Source organism: Streptosporangium sp. NBC_01755, from assembly GCF_035917995.1.
GTDB lineage: Bacteria > Actinomycetota > Actinomycetes > Streptosporangiales > Streptosporangiaceae > Streptosporangium.
This window is the reverse complement of the sequence record NZ_CP109131.1, coordinates 5,738,961-5,757,643: the sequence shown is the minus strand read 5'-3', so window position 1 is coordinate 5,757,643 and position 18,683 is coordinate 5,738,961. Positions and strand designations below refer to the sequence as shown.

At 70.0% G+C, this 18,683-nt stretch carries 18 protein-coding genes; 10 read left to right on the top strand and 8 right to left on the bottom strand.

The window, feature by feature from the left end; translation table 11 throughout:
• Positions 1–2 precede the first annotated feature (2 nt).
• Both OG884_RS27485 and OG884_RS27480 read right to left on the bottom strand, forming a co-directional pair.
• The gene (locus OG884_RS27485; protein WP_326637596.1) at positions 3–887 is read right to left on the bottom strand and encodes an NAD(P)-dependent oxidoreductase; all 885 of its coding nucleotides are present in this window, start codon (positions 885–887) and stop codon (positions 3–5) included.
• A gap of 1 nt (position 888) precedes the next feature.
• Positions 889–1,710 (bottom strand): SAM-dependent methyltransferase, encoded by an 822-nt coding sequence (locus tag OG884_RS27480; protein ID WP_326637594.1) that lies wholly within the window; start codon positions 1,708–1,710, stop codon positions 889–891.
• A 479-nt stretch (positions 1,711–2,189) separates the two neighbouring features.
• On the opposite strand from OG884_RS27480, the gene OG884_RS27475 reads away from it, so the two are divergent.
• Positions 2,190–3,443, top strand: coding sequence for a cytochrome P450 (locus OG884_RS27475; RefSeq protein ID WP_326637593.1), 1,254 nt, complete (start codon positions 2,190–2,192; stop codon positions 3,441–3,443).
• Positions 3,444–3,600: 157 nt separating this feature from the next.
• On the opposite strand, the gene OG884_RS27470 is transcribed toward OG884_RS27475, so the two are convergent.
• A complete protein-coding gene (locus OG884_RS27470) occupies positions 3,601–4,143 on the bottom strand; it encodes an EF-hand domain-containing protein (RefSeq protein ID WP_326637591.1) in 543 nt (180 codons plus the stop codon).
• Between the two features lie 490 nt (positions 4,144–4,633).
• Here OG884_RS27470 and OG884_RS27465 point away from each other — a divergent pair, with 490 nt between their 5' ends.
• From OG884_RS27465 to OG884_RS27445, 5 genes are read left to right on the top strand one after another with little or no spacing between them, the layout of a single operon-like run.
• Complete coding sequence (locus OG884_RS27465; RefSeq protein ID WP_326637589.1) at positions 4,634–6,184, top strand: TIGR02677 family protein; 1,551 nt, start codon at positions 4,634–4,636, stop codon at positions 6,182–6,184.
• Positions 6,181–7,347: a TIGR02678 family protein gene (locus OG884_RS27460; protein ID WP_326637587.1), complete on the top strand. Its 1,167-nt coding sequence runs from the start codon at positions 6,181–6,183 to the stop codon at positions 7,345–7,347. Before OG884_RS27465 ends, OG884_RS27460 begins: the two co-directional genes overlap by 4 nt.
• Positions 7,344–11,423 (top strand): TIGR02680 family protein, encoded by a 4,080-nt coding sequence (locus OG884_RS27455; protein WP_326637585.1) that lies wholly within the window; start codon positions 7,344–7,346, stop codon positions 11,421–11,423. The genes OG884_RS27460 and OG884_RS27455 overlap by 4 nt, the downstream gene beginning before the upstream one ends.
• A complete protein-coding gene (locus tag OG884_RS27450) occupies positions 11,420–12,682 on the top strand; it encodes a TIGR02679 family protein (RefSeq protein ID WP_326637583.1) in 1,263 nt (420 codons plus the stop codon). Before OG884_RS27455 ends, OG884_RS27450 begins: the two co-directional genes overlap by 4 nt.
• Positions 12,679–13,044, top strand: a complete 366-nt coding sequence (locus tag OG884_RS27445; RefSeq protein WP_326637581.1) for a hypothetical protein — start codon at positions 12,679–12,681, stop codon at positions 13,042–13,044. The genes OG884_RS27450 and OG884_RS27445 overlap by 4 nt, the downstream gene beginning before the upstream one ends.
• A 95-nt stretch (positions 13,045–13,139) precedes the next feature.
• On the opposite strand, the gene OG884_RS27440 is transcribed toward OG884_RS27445, so the two are convergent.
• Positions 13,140–13,511: a hypothetical protein gene (locus tag OG884_RS27440; protein WP_326637579.1), complete on the bottom strand. Its 372-nt coding sequence runs from the start codon at positions 13,509–13,511 to the stop codon at positions 13,140–13,142.
• Between the two features lie 303 nt (positions 13,512–13,814).
• Here OG884_RS27440 and OG884_RS27435 point away from each other — a divergent pair, with 303 nt between their 5' ends.
• On the top strand, positions 13,815–14,738 hold the full coding sequence (locus OG884_RS27435) for a TIGR03620 family F420-dependent LLM class oxidoreductase (RefSeq protein ID WP_326637577.1): 924 nt from the start codon (positions 13,815–13,817) through the stop codon (positions 14,736–14,738).
• A gap of 72 nt (positions 14,739–14,810) precedes the next feature.
• Here OG884_RS27435 and OG884_RS27430 read toward each other — a convergent pair whose 3' ends face one another.
• Complete coding sequence (locus OG884_RS27430) at positions 14,811–15,185, bottom strand: MmcQ/YjbR family DNA-binding protein (protein WP_326637576.1); 375 nt, start codon at positions 15,183–15,185, stop codon at positions 14,811–14,813.
• A gap of 19 nt (positions 15,186–15,204) precedes the next feature.
• Here OG884_RS27430 and OG884_RS27425 point away from each other — a divergent pair, with 19 nt between their 5' ends.
• From OG884_RS27425 to OG884_RS27415, 3 genes are all read left to right on the top strand, one after another.
• A complete protein-coding gene (locus OG884_RS27425) occupies positions 15,205–15,708 on the top strand; it encodes a DinB family protein (protein ID WP_326637574.1) in 504 nt (167 codons plus the stop codon).
• Between the two features lie 128 nt (positions 15,709–15,836).
• Positions 15,837–16,676, top strand: coding sequence for a DUF72 domain-containing protein (locus tag OG884_RS27420; protein WP_326637572.1), 840 nt, complete (start codon positions 15,837–15,839; stop codon positions 16,674–16,676).
• A 78-nt stretch (positions 16,677–16,754) separates the two neighbouring features.
• Complete coding sequence (locus tag OG884_RS27415) at positions 16,755–16,949, top strand: hypothetical protein (RefSeq protein ID WP_326637570.1); 195 nt, start codon at positions 16,755–16,757, stop codon at positions 16,947–16,949.
• Here the strand turns inward: OG884_RS27415 and OG884_RS37660 are convergent.
• The 3 genes from OG884_RS37660 to OG884_RS27405 are packed head-to-tail and all read right to left on the bottom strand — an operon-like array spanning position 16,912 to position 18,624.
• Positions 16,912–17,151 carry an AAA family ATPase gene (locus OG884_RS37660; protein ID WP_442811535.1) on the bottom strand — a complete coding sequence of 80 codons (240 nt, stop codon included), beginning with the start codon at positions 17,149–17,151 and terminating at the stop codon, positions 16,912–16,914. The genes OG884_RS27415 and OG884_RS37660 overlap by 38 nt on opposite strands.
• Positions 17,132–18,310 carry a hypothetical protein gene (locus OG884_RS27410; RefSeq protein ID WP_326637569.1) on the bottom strand — a complete coding sequence of 393 codons (1,179 nt, stop codon included), beginning with the start codon at positions 18,308–18,310 and terminating at the stop codon, positions 17,132–17,134. The genes OG884_RS37660 and OG884_RS27410 overlap by 20 nt, the downstream gene beginning before the upstream one ends.
• A 2-nt stretch (positions 18,311–18,312) precedes the next feature.
• The gene (locus OG884_RS27405) at positions 18,313–18,624 is read right to left on the bottom strand and encodes a hypothetical protein (protein ID WP_326637566.1); all 312 of its coding nucleotides are present in this window, start codon (positions 18,622–18,624) and stop codon (positions 18,313–18,315) included.
• Positions 18,625–18,683: the final 59 nt, after the last annotated feature.

Below are 18,683 nucleotides of genomic sequence, written 5' to 3'. Positions count from 1 at the left end.
CCTCAGCGGTTATGGACGGCCGCTCGGCGGCTGCGGAACTGTTCGGTGAGCACCGCCACGTGCTCGCGCCGGTAGCCCTGCTCCATCGCCCTCAGCACGCGCTCACGCATCACGCCCAGGTAGGACTGGTCGATCCCGGCCCGCTCCGCGATGCCGGTCAGGTTGTTGAGGACGTCCAGGTGCGAGGTCAGCGGAGCCTGCTCGAAGGTGTAGTCACGGCGCGCGATGAGACCGAGGCCGATGCCGATCGTGTTCTGGAAACCGGGGTCGTAGAGCGGCACGGATTCGGCGAAGTCGTTGAGGGGGACGCCCATGCTCTCCGCGATGGCCGAGCATTCGAGGAAACCGTTGACGAACGCGTAGTAGAAGGCGCTGGACACGACGTGGTAGGCCTTCGCGTAACCGGGATCGGCGCCCAGGCGCACCTGCTTGCCGGACAGTGCCTCGGTCACCCCCGCCATCTCCTTGAAATCCTCGGCCGCCCCGCCGTAAACGGTGAAGCAGTCCTCGGTGCCGATGGCGTCCGGGTAGTTGAGGATCGCGGCCTCCAGGTATCTGCCTCCCGCGGCCTCGACCCGCGCCCGCAGCGGGAGGACGTCGTCGGGGACGCCGCTGGCGTTCTGCACGACGAGCCTGCCCGAGAGGTCGGCCCCGGCCTCGTCGAGGACCTGGTGGGTGATCTCGTAGTTGAGCAGGCAGAGCAGCACGATCGGGGAGGCCTCGATCGCGCCGGCCGCCTTCGCGTGGGCGTGGACGTTCCTTCCCGCGAGCCTCTCCGACCGTTCGGGTGTGCGGTTCCAGACCGAGACCTCCAGACCGGAGTCGGCGCAGGCCCGCACCACCGCGGAACCGATCACGCCGGTTCCGATGACCGTCACGTCCGTCATGTCATTGCTCCATCCTGGTGAAGGTCATGACCACTCCGCCGACCTCGGTGGCGTCCGCCCACGCGGCGAAGGTGTCGATCAGCCGCGCGGTGTCGGACGTCCCGCCCCCGGTTTCAAGCCGCTCCCGGAGCCCCCCTACGAGACGGGGGAAGGAACCGCGCACGTTCTCCGTGATGTCGACGAGCTCGGTGACGACCATCCCCGCCTCCCGCGCCGCCGACAGGTGCTCCTCGGGCGCGTCGAGCGAAACGGCGTTCAGCATGGTCAGGTAGGGGCCGATGCGCTCGCGGATCTCCTCCGTCATCGGAACCCGTAGGTAGGGCGTCTCGACCACCAGGCGACCCTGCGGGCGCAGGACCCTGGCGATGCCCCGGTAGAGGTCGGCGACGTCGAAGTGCGGGGTGACCTCGAAGGCCAGCACCGCGTCGAACGAGGCGGCGGCGAACGGCAGGTCCAGCGCGTCGACGCGCCGGAACCGCACCCTCTCCGCCATCCCGTGCGCCGCGGCGTGCTCGGCCCCGTTGCGCAGCGCCTGCCGGTCGATGTCGATCGCGACGACCCGCGCCCCCAGGGTCCTGGCCAGGCGCACCGCCGGGCGGCCGTTGCCGCAGCCCACGTCCAGCACCTGTGAGCCGGGGCCGACGTCCAGCCGGGCCAGCACGAAGTCGGTCATCCGCTCCGTGGCCTCGGAGATCGAGGCGTCGTCGTCGGGGCCCGTCCAGAAGCCGTAGTGCCGGTCGGGTCCCGCCGTCTCGCCCACCAGCGCGGCGAGCTCGTTGTAGGTCGACTCGATCTCCGAGGGAGCCGTTCTGACATTTCCCATGTCCACCCGGAGTTCGGAGTCTCCATCACCCAGATCAGAAATGAGAAACCTCCCGAACCGGCACCAATAAGCATAAATTGCGGGTCGAATTAATTCCCCGGCCAAGCGAAACAGTAGCAGCGGGGGCCGACCCAGTCGACGACCTCGAATATCGGTTTCCGGCCCGCTTGAGTCAACATTCCCACGAACATCGGTGCCGACACGCCACCCTTTCGCCATAAAACCATTTATCGACAAAGGGCAATGAAAATCGGATCCGTCTTTCTTGGTTTTGCCTTTCCCGCTCCACGGGTAATCCCGGTACGGAAGCCGGACCGCCTCCGCGGATGGCGAACCAAACGACTAATCGGCGCCGTTGCCCACAAAACGGATAACCGACTCAGGTTGATGGGCGTCAACGGTGACGCCGAGGTCCAGCGCGGTGGCCGATTCCGGCCGTGAACCCAAGCCAGCGAACCGAGTCATTCACCGGAGAGACCGTGGACATCATTCCCGAGCCCGTCGACTACCCTTTCGGTAAACCCATTCGTCTCGACGTCGACTCCGAATACGCGCGGTGCCGCGAGCGGCCCGGGCTGACCAGGGTCCGCCCGCCCTACGGTGACGACGCCTGGCTGGTGACCCGCTACCACGACATGCGTTCGGTGCTGCGCGACCGCCGCTTCGTCCGGACGCCTCCTCCCGGCGGCGACGAGGCGCGCCTCACCGTCCTGCCGCTCCAGGACAGCATCCTCAACACCGACCCCCCACAGCAGACCCGGTTGCGCCGGGTGCTGGCGAGCGGGCTCAGATTCAACACCGAGCGGATCCACCTGCTCCGATCGATCGCCGAGCAGCACTCCCGTGCGCTGATGGCCGGGTTCGCGGACGCGCCTCCCCCGTACGATCTGGTCGGCGACTACATCAAGCCGCTGGTCGTGGAGGTGCTGTGCCCCCTGATCGGTATCCCCAAGCAGGACCTTGCGATCTTCCTGAACTGGTTCGAGGGGTTCGCGAGCACCGCACTGGCCGCCGACGTCGTGGAGGCCAGGGTCGAGGAGATCTCCCGCTACACCGACCGGCTCATCGCCGCCCGGCGCGCGGAGCCGAGGGACGACCTCGTCAGCGTCCTCGCATGCGCCCTCGACTCCGACGGCGGGAACACCGTCCACGCCCTTGACTCCGACGGCGCGGACGGTGTTCCCGCCGCGGACGGCGGGCTCGCCGAGGCGGAGATCAAGGAACTGGTCAACGACATCCTCCTGGCGGTCGACAACGTCTCGACACAGCTGACGAACGCCTTCTACCTGCTGGTCACCTCACCCGGAAAGCTGGAGGAGCTGCGCGCGGATCCCGAGCTCATCCCACAGGCCGTCGACGAACTCATACGCTACGCGCCGTTCCCCTCGCACGTCACCTTCGCCCGCTACGCCATCGAGGACGTGGAGGTGGGCGGCACGCTGGTGCACGCGGGAGAGCAGGTGCTACCCGCCCTTCCCTCGGGCAACCATGATCCGTCGGTGTTCGCCAACCCCGGCGAGCTCGACTTCCACCGTGGCGCCAACCCGCACCTCTCCTTCGGGTACGGAACGCACCACTGCATGGGGGCGCCCCTGGTGCGCATGCTGATAGGAGTCGCGATCTCCTCGCTGTCGGAGTGCCCGCCCATGCGCCTCGCCGTCCCGGACGACGAGCTGCCGTGGCGCTCTGACCTGCTGATCCGCCGCGTGGAGACACTGCCCGTCACCCGGTGACGCCGCGCCCGGTGCCCGGATCGCCGAAAAGGGACCGCATGGAAGGTACCTGAGCCACCGAAAAGGGACCCCATGGAAGGTACCTGGATCGCCGAAAAGGGACCCATGGAAAAGGGTGGCGGTCGCCAACAACGCGACCGCCACCCCACCACCCTGGCTATTTCACCTGACCGAAGACCTGTCCGGCACGCGCGGTGAGCTCGCCGACGAAGAAGTCGCGGCAGGCCCTGTAGTATTCCTCGCTGCTGATCCGGCCGTCGCGGTTGGTGTCGATATTGCCCGCACCCTTCTCCGCCTCGCTGCTGGACAGCCCCCAGGACTGCAGCAGCTTCGCGTACTCGGACGGGGACAGGAGCCCGTCGTCGTCGATGTCGGCCGCCGCGAACTCGGCATCGGTGATCGGGCGAAGGAGCTTCTCGGCGCTCTCCTTCTTGGCGTTCTGCTCCATGTAGGAGCGGAACTCCTCCTTGGAGATCTCCTCGTTTCTGTCGGCGTCCATGGCCTCGGCCATGGACGCCCAGGCCCGGTCGTACGCCTCTACGAGGCGGCGCCCCTTTGCGGATCCCTTGTCGTAGCCGAAGTGCTTGAGGGTCCTGTCTGCCAGGGCCTGAAGGTCGCTGTGCTGGATCCTTCCGTCGCCGTTGACGTCGACCAGCTTGAACCAGTGGTCCGACTTACGGGCAATAGTGTCGATGGCCATTATTTGCTCCATTCATATGGCGGCCGGCTTCCGTGGCTGGAATACCCGTCACAGGGCAATAAAAAACCAAAGAAAGGGAAAATCCGGTAGCCCAAAAAAACGTGCCGTCGGATTATTCATGAAAAATCACAGCTATTCATGCTTGATTGACTTGCGACCCTTCTCGCGCCGGAAGCATTTCCCGAGCGAATCCACGAGGCCGGGGTGGGGCGTCAATGCGGCGTCAGCGCCTCCGCCTTCCCGTCTGGACCCCGTATAGATCGCATCGAAAGCCGACCACCAGGAGGTAGCGCCCCTTTCGCACTAGTTCTCCCAGGAGGAAGTTATGTCGGAAATTCCACTATATGTCCCGGCCTGTGAAGGCGCCTTCAGCATGACGGTCGACCGAGTACCGGGCGCGAGTCGCTGCTCGGCGCCCCCGATAGCCGCCTCACCACCGCCGACGCGGATGGCCGCGCATCAGACCTCACCCGTCAGGCAAAATGGCACGGTGATTGACCTGCCCCAATCGAACCATCGAGATCCCCAGCCCTTCGCCCACCTGAGCGCGCCGAACGCACCGCTCTACCGCCAGGTACTGCGCGCGTTCGCGCGGGCGAAGGAGCGCTTCATCGTGCATCTGCGGCCCGAGGACGTCGCGGTCGAACTGGGTGCGGGCAATGACGACCAGCTCACCCAGGCGCTGGAGAAACTGACCGAATGGGGAAATCTGCGCGCGGACCCCGACACCGGCAGGGTCACCTCCGTCGAGGACTTCCACCGCAAACGGTTCCTCTTCCAGCTCACCGCGGCCGGCCAGGCGGCCGAGCAGGCCATCGCCTTCTACGAGGAGGCGATCGGCCGCCGGGGCGCGCTGCAGTCGGTGGCCCTCGGTGACATCGCCGAACAGCTCCGCTCCCTGTCGGCGCTCGCGCAGCAGTCCGATCCCGATCCCGCCAAGACGCACCTGCTGCTACTCTCCCTGGCCGAGCGCTTCGCCTCACTCGCCGACAACGCCCAGGCGTTCATGGCGTCACTGCGCCGCGCGATCGACTTCTCCGACGGCGACGTGGAGGGTTTCATCGCCTACAAGGAGCGGCTGATCGACTACATCAACCGCTTCATCTCCGATCTCGCCAACTCCGGCGCCCGCGTGGCCATGCTCCTGACCGAGTTGGAGGCGGGCGACCACGAGAGGCTGCTGCGGCTGGCCGCGCGGCGGGAGGCCACCGACGCCGTACCGGAGGGAACGGATGCGACCGATGCGTACGACAGGGCCGAAGCGGCGGCGCTCAACTCGTGGCGGAACCGCTGGCGCGGGCTGAATGACTGGTTCGTCTCTCAGGGCACCGGCCGCCCCTCACAGGCCCGGCTGCTGAGGCAGGCGGCGGTCACCGCGATCAAGCAGCTCGTCGACGCGGTCGGTCTGATCAACGAGCGCCGCTCGGGCCGCTCCGACCGCTCGGCCGACTTCCGTACCCTGGCCCGCTGGTTCGCCGAGGCGCCGGACGAGGCGGCAACGCACCGGCTGTGGCGCGCGGCCTTCGGCCTGTCGTCCGCGCGGCACCTCACCGTCACCGCCGAGACCGAGAGTTCCTGGCGGCAGGAGGACCTGGCCCCGAACACGCCGTGGCGTGCCGCCCCACCGGTCCGGATCTCCCCGCAGCTACGCAGGACCGGCTCCTACGAACGGCGGGGAAAGCCGAACCGGGTACAGGACCGCTCGCGGGCCCGCGCCTTCCTGCTGGAGCGGGTGGAGCGCGAGGCAGCGGAGACCGCCGAGGCCCGCGCCGTGCTCTGCGGCAGAGGACCGGCTCTCCTGTCCGAGCTCGGCGTCCTCGATCCGCGGGCGTTCCAGCTCTTCCTCGCGCTGCTCGGCGACGCCCTGGCCGCCCGCCCGCCAGGCGAGACCGAGGTCAAGACCATGACCGGCGACGGTTCGATGGAGGTACGGCTCTCGCTCGTCCCCGGCGGCGACCAGGTCGAGATCCACACCAAGGACGGGACGCTCACCGGCCCCGAGCACCTCATCGAGATCATCGATCTGATGGTGGCGTCGTGATCCGCGACGAGGAGCGGGCGCAACGGCGGGCCGCGCTCCGCGCGCTGCTGGTCAAGCCACTGCTCACCGCCGAGAACGACGCGGACAAGCTCGTGCTCGTCCGCCGCCACCTGACCGAGCTGCGTGACTGGCTGAACCGGGAGACCGGCTGGCGACTACTGGCCGACGCGGAGACGGCCCGGCTGTTCAAGACCGCCCCGGTTCTCTCCGACGCCACCCATCCGGCTCGCGGCCGGGCCAAGGAGCCCTTCGGCCGCCGCCGCTATGTCGTACTCTGCCTGGCACTCGCCGTACTGGAGAGGGCGGACTCCCAGACCACGCTCGGCCGGCTCGCGGAGGAGGTACTCAACGCGGCGGCCGAACCGGGGCTCGACTTCGCGTTTACCATGGAGAGCCGGGCCGAGCGGGCCGACCTGGTGGCCGTCGTGCGCACGCTGCTCGACTGGGGCGCGCTGCGCAGGGTGGCCGGCGACGAGGACGCCTACCTGTCGGCCACCGGCGACGTCCTGTACGACGTACGCAGACCCGTGCTCGCCACGCTCCTCACCGGGGCGCGTGGCCCCTCCACGATCGACGCCACCACCTTCGAGGAACGGCTGGCCGAGCTGACCGCCGAACCCGTCGCCGACACCGACGATCTGCGCAACCAGGCGATGCGCCGCAGGCTCACCCGCCGGCTCCTGGAAGATCCCGTCGTCTACTACGACGACCTCGACGAGGCCGAACGCGCCTACCTCGTCTCCCAGCGCCAGGCGATCACCCGCAGGATCGAGGAGGCGACCGGGCTGCTGCCCGAGATCCGCGCCGAGGGCATCGCGATGGTCGACCCCGACGACGAACTGACCGACGTGCGCATGCCCGAACAGCGCACCGACGGGCACGTGACGCTGCTGGTGGCCGAGCACCTGGCCGTCCACGGTGAGGCGAGCACCGCGGAGCTGCACGCCTTCGTACGGCGGGCCGCCGACGCCCACGCCTCCTTCTGGCGCAAGGGAGTGACCGAGCCCGGCGCCGAGGAGGAGCTCCTGGCCGTGGCGCTGGACAAGCTGGTGGCACTCCAACTGGTCGAGGTCCGCGCGGATCGGGTGCGCGGCCTCCCGGCGATCGTCCGCTACGCCCTCGAAGAACCGACCATCCGCGAACCAGGAAAGGCCCGGCGGTGACGCACCCGATTCCGACCTCGGAACGCTGGAAACCCCTCAGAGCCGGGCTCGTCGACATGTTCCACTACGACGTCGAGGAGTTCCGCTTCCACGACGGCCGGCTGCTGTTGCGCGGCAACAACGGAACGGGAAAATCGAAGGTTCTCGCCCTGACCCTGCCGTTCCTGCTCGACGGCGAGCTCGCGCCGCACCGCGTGGAGCCGGACGGCGACCGCCAGAAGCGCATGGAGTGGAACCTGCTGCTGGGCGGCAGGCACCCGCATCCCGAGCGGCTCGGCTACACCTGGATGGAGTTCGGCCGACGCGCGGCCGACGGCACCGTGGAGTTCCGGACGATCGGCTGCGGCATGAAGGCGGTGAAGGACCGCGGCATCGTCAGGCACTGGTTCTTCGTCACCCCCCAGCGGGTCGGCGCCGGGCTGGACCTCCTCTCCCCCACCGGCGTCTCGCTCACCAGGGAGAAGCTGCGCGATGCCGTCGACGGGCACGGCATGGTCTACGACCGGGCCTTTGACTATCGCAGGGCCGTGGACGAGGCCCTGTTCGGCCTCGGCGAGCACCGCTACGAGGCGCTGGTCAACCTCCTCATCCAGCTCCGTCAGCCGCAGCTGTCCAAGAAACCGGACGAGAGGCTGCTCTCCCGCGCCCTCACCGAGGCGCTGCCCCCGCTGAGCCCCTCCCTGATCAGCACGGTCGCCGAGGCGTTCCGCGGCCTCGACGAGGAGCACGACGCCCTGCGAGCACTGGAGGAGGCCCGCGGTGCCGCGACCGACTTCCTCTCCCACTACCGCAGGTACGCGCGGATCGCCGCCAAACGCAAGGCCGCGGTGCCCCGCACGGCCCAGAGCCGCTACGAACATCTCAGCCGCGACCTCAACGAGGCCGAGGGCCGCCGCGCCTCGGCCCAGGGCGCCCTGGAGGCGGCGCGAGAGTCACTGACCGGGCTGGCCGCGACGCGGACACGGCTGGAGGCCAGGAAGGAAACCCTGGAGAAAAGCCCCCGGATGCGCGACGCCGAACGGCTTACGCAGGTCAGCGAGGAGGCCGAGCGGCAGGCCGGACACTCACGTGTCCAGGAGAACGCCAGGGAGGACCTGGCCACCGAGATGCGCCGCCGCCAGGCCCGGGCGGAGGCCGCGGAGGCCAGAGCCGCCCAGGCCGCCCGCGAGCTTTCCGCCGCGCGGGAGTCGTCCGCGTCAGCCGCCCGTCAGGCCCTGTGCGAACGGGACCACCTCGACATCGTGGCCCGGTGGGAGGAGGATCCCGCCGGGGCCCGCCGCGCCGCCGAGACCCTGGCCGACCGGCGATCGCAGGCGGTGGCCGAGCTTGACCGCCTGTTCGAGGCCGTCACCCGGGCCGGTGCCCGGCTCGATGCCGCCCGCGCCGAGACGGACCGGCTGACCCACGAGCTCCAGGCCGCCGCCGAACGCATCTTCACAGCCGAGCGGATCACGGAGGAGCAGACCGCCGAACTGGCCGGCTCCTATCTCGGCTACCTGGCGGGGGTGGTCGAGCTGCGGATCGACGACCCTGACGCGGTGCTCGCCACGCTGGAGTCCTGGGCGGTCACCGCCGAGGGCCCCAACCCCGCGGCGACCGCCGTCGACGACGCCGTCCGGACGGCCACCGCCGAGCTGGGCCGCGGGCAGGCGGAGCTGGACACCGAGTCACGCGCCCGGCGGCAGGCCGCCGCGGACCTGGCAGAGGAGATCACCCGGCTGGAGGCGGGCGGCCACGACGCGCCACCCGTCCCGTACACCAGAGCACCCGGCGCGCGTGCGGACCGCCCGGGCGCGCCGCTGTGGAAAGTGGTCGACTTCACCGAGACGATTCCCGTCGACCAGCGGGCCGGGCTGGAGGCCGCGCTGGAGGCGGCGGGCGTCCTCGACGCCTGGGTGACCCCGTCGGGCACGCTCGCGGCCGAAGACGACACGGTCCTTCTCGCGGGTACGGCTGTCGCCGGGCCCTCCTGCTCCGCTGTGCTCCGTCCCGCCGTCGACCGCGCCGACCCGTGGGCGTCCGCGCTGCCGGACGCCGCCGTTCACGCGGTGCTCGCCGCCATCGGGCTCGGTCCCGGCGCGGCCACCTGGGTCGCGGCGGACGGCCGCTGGGCCAACGGCGTGCTCACCGGTTCCTGGCACAAGGAGACCGCCGAACACATCGGCGAAGGCGCGCGGGAGGCGGCCAGGCGGGCGCGTCTCGCCCGGCTGCGGGATGAGTTGGGCCAGGAGCGCGAGCGACTGGAGGAGCTGCGGCGGGAGCTGGACGCCGTCGCCGCACGACAGCGCGCGCTCGCTGAGGAGCACCGTGCGCTGCCGTCGGACACGCGGTTGCGCGAGGCGCACGTCAAGCTGGCGGGCGAGCACGAGCGGCGACGCGAGCTGGGCGGCGCGCACCGCGCGGCGCTCGGCGTGGTGAGCGCGCGGCAGGCGGAGGTGGAGAGTGCCCGGACACTGGCAGGCGAGTTCGCCGGGGATGTCGGCCTGCCCACCGAGGCCGCGGAACTCGCGGCGGCCAGAACCGGGGTGGCCGGCTACCGTCTCACCCTGGCCGGGCTCTGGCCCGCGGCCGAGGCGATGCTTGGCTCGCGCGAGGCCGCGACGGAGACGGCCGAGGAGCTCTCCCTCACTCGCGAACGACACTCCGAGGCCGTTGAGCGGGCGGCGCGGGCCCAGGAGGGCGCGGAGGCCGCGGCGGAGGCGTACCGGGTGCTGGTGAAGACCGCGGGAGCCGCTGTCGAGGAGCTCTACCGCCACCTCGACGAGGTGCGGCAGGCCATGCGGGAGCGGGACGCCGCCGAACGCGCCGCGCGGCGAGAGGAGCAGACCGCCCTGGTCGAGCAGGGCAAGGCCGAGGGCACACTCGACGCCCTGCGCGGCGAGATCGAGCAGGCGGGGCTGGTACGCGACGCGGCGATCGCCGAGTTCCGCGCGTTCGCCGCCACCGGCCTGCTGCGCGTCGCCGTACCCTCGCTGGAGGTTCCCGACCCCGGCACCGAGTGGGCCGCGACCCCCGCGGTTCTCCTGGCCCGCGCCGTCAACACCGAACTGGACGGCGTCGACGACGCCGACAACCCCTGGGACAGGGTCCAGAAGCGGGTCACCGAGGAGCACAAATCGCTCTCCGACGCCATGGCCAGGCACGGGCACTCGGTCGGCCTGACCCTGCGCGACGGGGTCATGGTCGTCGACGTGCTGTTCCAGGGGCACACCAGGGACATCCCCGGTCTGGCGGAGGCGCTTTCCGAGGAGACCGAGCACCGCGCCCAGCTGCTGTCGGCCAAGGAGCGGGAGCTGCTGGAGAACCACCTCCTCAACGAGGTGGCCGGAACCCTCCACGAGATGATCGCCGCGGCCGAGACCGAGGTACGGGAGATGAACGCCGAACTGGAGTCCCGCCCGACCTCCACCGGCATGCGACTGCGCCTGCTCTGGAAGATCGCCAGGAACGCCCCCGACGGCCTCGACCGGATACGCGAGAAGCTCCGCCAGACCGTGGACGCCTGGTCTGTCGAGGACCGCGCCCTGGTGGGTGCCTTCCTGCAGGAGCAGATCGCCGGGGAGTACGCCGACAACCCGGCCGCCGGACGGACCGAGCAGCTGACCAGGGCACTGGACTACCGGACCTGGCACGAGTTCGCGATCCAGCGTCTGCAGGACGGCCAGTGGCGCACCGCCACCGGACCGGCATCCGGCGGCGAACGGGTGCTCGCCGCATCCATGCCGCTGTTCGCCGCGGCATCGGCCCACTACAAGTCGGCGGGCAACCCCCATGCGCCGCGGCTGGTGGCACTCGACGAGGCGTTCGCGGGGGTGGACGACGACTCGCGCGCCAAGTGCCTGGGGCTGCTGGCGACGTTCGACATGGACGTGGTGATGACCAGCGAGCGGGAATGGGGCTGCTACCCGCAGGTGCCGGGGCTGGCGATCTGCCAGCTGTCCAGACACGACGGCGTCGACGCCGTGCTGGTCACCACGTGGCGGTGGGACGGCCGCGAGCGCCGCAGAATGGAACGGCCCGATCCGCGCCCCGCCACGGTCGTCCCTGAGCAGGAACCCGAAGGGCTGTTCACTTGAGCGACCGGCTGGAACGACTGCTCGGCACCCGGGAGACCGTGTGGCTCGTCGAACGGGTCCGCCGCCGCCTCGAACAGGGCAGGCCGCCGACCGGGACGGTCACCCTCGGTGCGGCCTCGCCGGAGCAGCGCCGCGCGATCGAGCTGCTTCTCGGCCGTCGCGCGGGCACCGGGACCTCACTGTCGGTCTCCCTCGACGAGGTCGACCGCGTCCTGCGCTCCAGCGGTGCCTGCCCCGACGGCTTGGCCGCCGCCGTCGTCCTGCTCCGCGGCCCCGTCCGCGACCTCCCGCGCGAGAACACCGAACGGGAGACGGCCTGGCGCGGGGCCCTCTCGGAGCTCGACGCGGTCGTGGCCGACCGCCCGGAGCTGCACGGCTGGCGTTCGTGGCTGGACGCCACCGGCCAGGTGCGGCGGAGCGCCCCCGGCCCGGACGAGGCCCGCGTCCTGCTGGACAGGCTGGCCGAGGTGCTGCGCCGCCTGCCGCATCCGGGCATCCCGATCGGCCGCCTGGCGGCGGAGAGCTGCGGCGACGCGCATGCCCTCGACGAGGGCCGGCCACTGGCCACGCTGGCGATGTCGGCCGCCCGCTCCCTGGCCGGCCTGCCCTATGCCGGTGAAGGCACGGCCGACGCCCGCAGGAGGGCATGGGCCGGCGTCGGAGTTCACCTCGACGACCTCTCCTCGACCGTCGTCTGCCTGGGGCTGCCCGGAGACGACCGCACCCCCACCGGGCGCATGCTGGCAGCCGCCCGCGAGGCGGGCGAGCCGTGCGTGCTCACCCTGCGCCAGCTACGTCGCCACGAGACACCCATCGCCGCGGGGCTGGTACGGATCTGTGAGAATCCGGTCGTGGTCGCCGCGGCCGCGGACGAGCTCGGACCGCTCTGCCCTGGCCTGGTCTGCGTCAGCGGCAGGCCGTCGGCGGCCGTCTGGCGCCTGCTCGACCTGCTCGCCGCCGGAGAGACCGCCTTCGCCTACCACGGCGACTTCGACTGGGGCGGCGTCGGCATCGCCGCGGCCGTCCACGAACGGGTCGGCTGGCGGCCGTGGCGCTACGACACCGCCTCCTACCAGGCGGTGTCCTCCCGAAACCCCCTCACCGGCAGCCCCCGGCCGACCCCCTGGGATCCGGGACTCTCCGCGGCGATGACGCGGCGGGCCGTGCGGGTGGAGGAGGAACTGGTGCTGAGCGACCTACTCGCCGACCTGGCCGCCGCCGCGTCCAGCAGCTCGGCCACACTACGCCGGGGAAGATGACCACTGTCCGCCTTGGGTTCGCCGCGGAAGCGACGCAGCAGTTCCATCCGGACCTGAGCACCCTGGTCCCGGACGACCCGCAGCAGCAGCCCGCTCTTCTCAGCCTCGGTCAGGTTCGCGATCCACGCGGCCAGCTCACGCTGGTTGTCCCGTACGACGGTCAGCTCGGGGCTCGCCTCGGCCGCGACCTCAAGCAGGTCGGCGTCAAGACGGAGGAAGTCGGCCAAGGCCTGCTGCCCCGCGCTCAGCGATCCCGGTCCCGCCGGAATCGGCGGCTCCAGCTCGTCCTCGGCCTGCTCGTGGGCGTCCAGTGGCCTCCTCGACCAGCGCGTCCAACTCCGCCTCACTCAGTTCTGCCATGACTGGCCGGCGTAGCCAGAACGGCACGACGTCATGGTCGTGATCTCGACTTCCAAGGCTGTTTCCATCTCACCGTGAGACGGTCGACATGCCGCCGTCACCGGTAGCGGAAGCCATCGAGAAAACGGCGGAAGACGCCGCCCACCCGGGGCAGCGGCTCGGCCGGGGGCGGGGCCACCGCGCGCTGCCTGGCGATGGGCTGGTCGTAGTCGGTCCGCGCTATGGCGTCGACGACCTGGGCCTCGTCGAAGTCCTCGGAGCCCTCGATCACCGGTACGAAACCGACCAGCATCCCGTTCCGCATCACCAGCGCTTCGAGGCCCGCCGTACCATCGGTGTCCCAATCCGCCTCACGCCCACCGGGCAGCAGGACCCGGACCCCGAACTGGTAGCCGCCTCTCGCCAGTTGAGCGTTTATGCCACGGTCACGCAACGCGTCGACCACCCGCCGGGCCCGATTCTCATCCACCCCTCCCACCGTAACCGGACCCGGCCACCCGCGAGCACCCGCGCGAAACGGGGAGGCAATTCAGCCGGCCGAGCGGCAGTGTCGGCGCGGGGACAAGGTTGTCGAGAGGGTAGTTTTCCCTGCTCATGGTGGATCGGGAGCCTATTCCCTGCCCCGAGGCCGGGTACAGAACCTCCTGTGCCCCGGTGACGGACACCGGGCCCGCTGAACCAGGCAGCCCGGAGCTTCCGGCTCTGCGGCGCTCGGCGAACCTGGGAATCCTCCGCCGATCTCGGCAGGGGCTTGGGAAGAAGGAACTCGAAGATGGCCGAACATACGGTGCCGCCCCCGGTGGATCTGCCCGCGCTCAAGCGGCGCCTTGGCAGCATCGGTGTGTGGCTGGGGTCGATCTCAGCGGTGCCCGCGGCCGAGGCGCGGCGCGCGGCCACGACGATCGAGCGACTCGGCTACTCCACGCTGTGGTTCGGTGAGACCCCGACCAGCAAGGAAGCCCTGGCCAACGCCGCGGTTCTGCTGTGCGCCACCGAGCGGCTGATCCTGGCCACCGGCATCGCCAACATCTACGGACGAGACGCGACCGCCGCCGCCAACGGAGCCAGAACCCTGGTCGACGCGTGGCCGGAGCGCTTCGTCCTGGGCCTGGGTGTGAGCCATGCTCCGCTGGTCACGAGTCGCGGGCACGACTACAGCAGGCCGGTGTCCACCATGCGCGCCTACCTGGACACCATGGACGCCACCGCCTTCAGTGCGCCTCTGGTGGAGGAGGCACCGAGGTTGCTGGCCGCGCTGCGCCCGAAGATGCTGGAGTTGGCCGCGACCCGCGCCCAGGGAGCGCACCCCTACTTCGTCACGCCCGAACACACCGCCCAGGCCAGAAGGATCCTCGGATCCGCCCCCGTCCTCGCTCCCGAGCAGGCCGTGGTGGTCGACACCGACTCCGAACGGGCCCGTGCCACCGCGCGCCGCTACATGGCCCTGTACCTGGCCCTGCCCAACTATCTGAACAACCTACGTGACCTGGGCTTCTCCGACGCGGACTTCCAGGAAGGCGGCAGTGACGCGCTCGTCGACGCGATCGTGCCCACGGGTGACGCGGACACCGTCGCCGAACGTGTCCGCGCTCATCACACGGCCGGCGCCGACCACGTCGCCGTGCAACCCCTTGCCCAGACACTCGATCGGCAACTGGACCAGTTGCGGTTGCTGGCTCCCCTCCTCACCGGCTGACCGCTACACCGTCAGTCGTTCCTCGTCGTACCTTCCCTTCAGCCCCTTCCCCCTTACGCCCTTCCGCCCCACTCACTCCAGACGGGCGACCAGATGCCTGGGCGCGACGGCCCGGTAGGCGTCGGCGACGATCTCGGCGAGCTCGGCCCAGTCCTGGGGAACGTCGAGGTAGACGCCCAGCCAGCCGCGGTGTCCAACGTACGGCGGCCGGAAGAAGCGCTGCGGGGCTTCGGCCTGCAGGGCCTCCTGAACGCCGGGCGGGGCTGCGCACCAGAAGGCGAGCCGGTCGTCGTGGTGATGATCGGCGTACATCACGAACATCTTCTTGCCTCGGACGAACCAGGCCGGCTCGCCGTGGCTGAGCCGTTCGGTGCTCTCGGGGAGCGCGAGACAGAGCCGGCGCAGCGACTCCAGCAGATCATCGGCCACAACCAGACGGTACTTCACGGTGGGAGGATCGTGGGCTGTGACCGACAACCGATTGTCCCCTCCCTTCCTCGGCGACGAGCGCGCCATGCTGAACAACTGGCTCGACTGGCACCGCGAGACCCTGGCCGTCAAGTGCGCGGGGCTCTCCGAGGAGCAGCTGCGCGAGCGCTCCGCACCGCCGTCGCCCCTGTCGCTGCTCGGCCTCGTCCGCCACATGGCACACGTGGAGCGCGTCTGGTTCCGCCACGTGCTGAACAATGAAGATGTCCCCCGCCTTTACAAGACAGACGATTCCGACGCCGAATTCAACGACGTGGACACCGCCTCCGCTCAGGAGGCTTTCGCCACCTGGCGGGCCGAGATCGAGCACGCCCGCAAGGTGTCGGCCGAGGTGCCGCTGGACGCCATCGGAAAGCGGCAGCGCCACGGGCAGGACTGCTCTCGCCGCTGGATCCTCGTCCACATGATCGAGGAATACGCCCGGCACAACGGCCACGCCGACCTGCTGCGCGAGCGGATCGACGGCGTCACCGGCGAATAGTCCCCCTTTCCCTACCCGGACCGGCACCGGTGTGGCGCCCCGGCCGGTTCCCTACCCGGACCGCACCGGTGTGGCGCCCCGGCCGGTTGGGCAGGACCTGCTCATGTAGGGAGATGGGCTGAATTCTCATGATGCTGGTAGGGACGTCCGGCTGGCAGTACGCCGACTGGCGCGGAGTGCTGTATCCATCCGGCACGCCCCAGCGGCTGTGGCTTGAGCGGTACGGCGAGTGCTTCGGAACGGTCGAGAACAACAACACCTTCTACCGGCTGCCGACGCACCAGACCTTCGAGGACTGGAAGGAGCGCACCCCGGACACGTTCGTCATGGCGATCAAGGCGAGCCGGTTCCTCACCCACGTCAGACGGCTGAAGGATCCGCGGGAGCCGGTTGGGCGTCTGCTGGCGGCGGCCGACGGCCTGGGGACCAAGCTCGGGCCGGTCCTCCTGCAGCTCCCGCCGACGTTGAGGGCGGATCCGGAACTGCTCGGCGCGTGCCTGGGGTGTTTCCCCGCCCGGGTGCGTGTCGCCGTCGAACCGCGGCACGCCTCCTGGTGGAGCGATCCCGTCCGCGAGGTGCTGTCGACGTACGGCGCGGCCCTGTGCTGGGCCGATCGGCTCGGCCGCCCGCAGACACCCCTGTGGCGGACCACCGGCTGGGGCTACCTGCGGTTTCACGAGGGCCTGGCCCGCCCGTGGCCCGCCTACGGCGACGGCGCGCTCCGCTCCTGGCTGCGCCGCCTGGGCGAGGCGTGGGACGACCGCTGCGATGTTCACGTGTACTTCAACAACGATCCGGGCGGCGCGGCGGTGCGGAATGCCGCCCGATTCGCGGAACTCGCACACGCCGAGGGGTGGCCGGTGAGCCGTACACCTGCCGGGAGCCTGGATCATGTTCCGGAGGAGATCGCCTCTCAGCCGGGTAGGCGATCAGCGGATTCGCCCGGATGGGCGGGCCGGCCGATGTGACATCGCCGACGAGCGCGGTGCCCATCTCTTTCATCGACGCGCTGGCCGGACGGTGGCCGTACGTGGCACGGTGTACCGGTGTCCGATCTCACCAGGCTTCCACGCTCGGTCGCCGATGCCGTCGCCGCCGAGCGGAACGGCGAACGGTTGCGTTACCTGTTCTTCTGGGGCCATCGGCCGGCGCGCGGCGGCGGGGTCGGCGCCGGATGCCTCAGCCAGTGGTGGGAGGTCACCTTCACGGCGGAGGGGCACGTCTTCCGGTCTGCGTGGTGATCACGACCTGGGCACGCTCGCTCGCCTCGGTCAGCGCGTCGAACAACGCCCCGGCGGCGGCAGGGTGGAGCGCGGTCTCCGGTTCCTCGATCACTACCAGTTTTGTCTGCCCATCCAGTACAACCAGTCGGCGTTCGGCGGTCGCCTGCCTCCCGTACGCCCCAGGCCGCCGGAAGGTCCCGTCAGCCGGGAAGCGGATCATCAAGCCGGGCGCGGTCGAACCGCTCGATGAGGCTGGTCTTGCGCAAGTGCTCCTGACGCAGGCTCGCGAAGCGCCGCGTGAAGTCGCCAAGACGGTCGGCACGCTCGGCCACCGCCCGCAGATCCTTCAGAAGCTCGACGGCCGCGTCGTACTCACTCGCCTTCTTCGCGGTGATCATCGTGTCGACACGCCGCCAGGCTCCGTTCTCGTCCTCGGCCAGCGTTTCCAGCCGCTTCTCCCTGGCCAGAGCCCGCTCTCGGGCACGACGGGCTTCCTCCTGGGCGCGCCTGGCCACGGCAAGGAGTTCGCGTTCCTGGCGCCGCTCCGCCGCCGCGTCCAGCAGCTCGGCCACACTACGCCGGGGAAGATCACCGCTGTCCGCCTTGGGTTCGCCGCGGAAGCGACGCAGCAGTTCCATCCGGACCTGAGCACCCTGGTCCCGGACGACCCGCAGCAGCAGCCCGCTCTTCTCAGCCTCGGTCAGGTTCGCGATCCACGCGGCCAGCTCACGCTGGTTGTCCCGTACGACGGTCAGCTCGGGGCTCGCCTCGGCCGCGACCTCAAGCAGGTCGGCGTCAAGACGGAGGAAGTCGGCCAAGGCCTGCTGCCCCGCGCTCAGCGATCCCAGTCCCGCCGGAATCGGCGGCTCCAGCTCGTCCTCGGCCGTGTAGTCAAAGGCGTCCTCGTCCCGCTCCCACCTGCCGAAGGCCGACAGCCAGGCGAGGTAGAGGGGCCGCAGATCACCCGCGGCGAGCTCGGCCCGGACACCGACGATGGCCGACAGGGAGTCCTCGGCGCCCTCGTCCCATTCGCCCGATTCGTCATCGCTGGTCAGGTCAAGAATGAGATGCTCACCCGAAACCCACATCGTCACCTGGTCCCCGGCACAGTACTGCTCCGCCACATTCCGATCGAGCAGCGTTCTCGGCAGCCGGAGCATGATCTGGTGGGTGCCCCAGTTGGTCAGATACAGGTGGGCGTCATAGAAGCGCTCCATCATCCGGCGCGGATCGCCGCGGAAGTTGCCCCAGTGATACTCGTTGGTAAAGCTGGTGGCGGTGACCCGGGCCCGGGTCGACAGCGCGCGGACCTCGGCCTGCTGGCGGGCGTCCAGGGGACGGTCCACCGCCAGAAACTCGTAGTACTGGTATTCGCTCATCGTCAGGGCACCCAGTGCCGATATGCCTCGATCCACTCCGAACCTCGGGGCGGCGGATCCGGCAGCGGAAGATCGAGAATGCCGATCGCCTGCCGGTATGACCCTCGGACGCAGACCGCGACGATCCCGCTCCCCGCGTACAGGTCGATCTTCTTGACCGTGACCTCGACCCCCAAGACCATCGTCTGGAACGGCGTCGCCAGGTGCTCGTCGAGCATGACGTGAAACCCGGACAGCTGCTCATCATCGTCGTAGGCGTCGACGGTGGCCTCCTCGACCAACGCGTCCAGCTCCGCCTCACTCAGTTCTGCCATGGCAGCCAATCCTAGAGATCTCTCATACGACCTCGCCAAGGAAACAGCCCAGGCGTGAA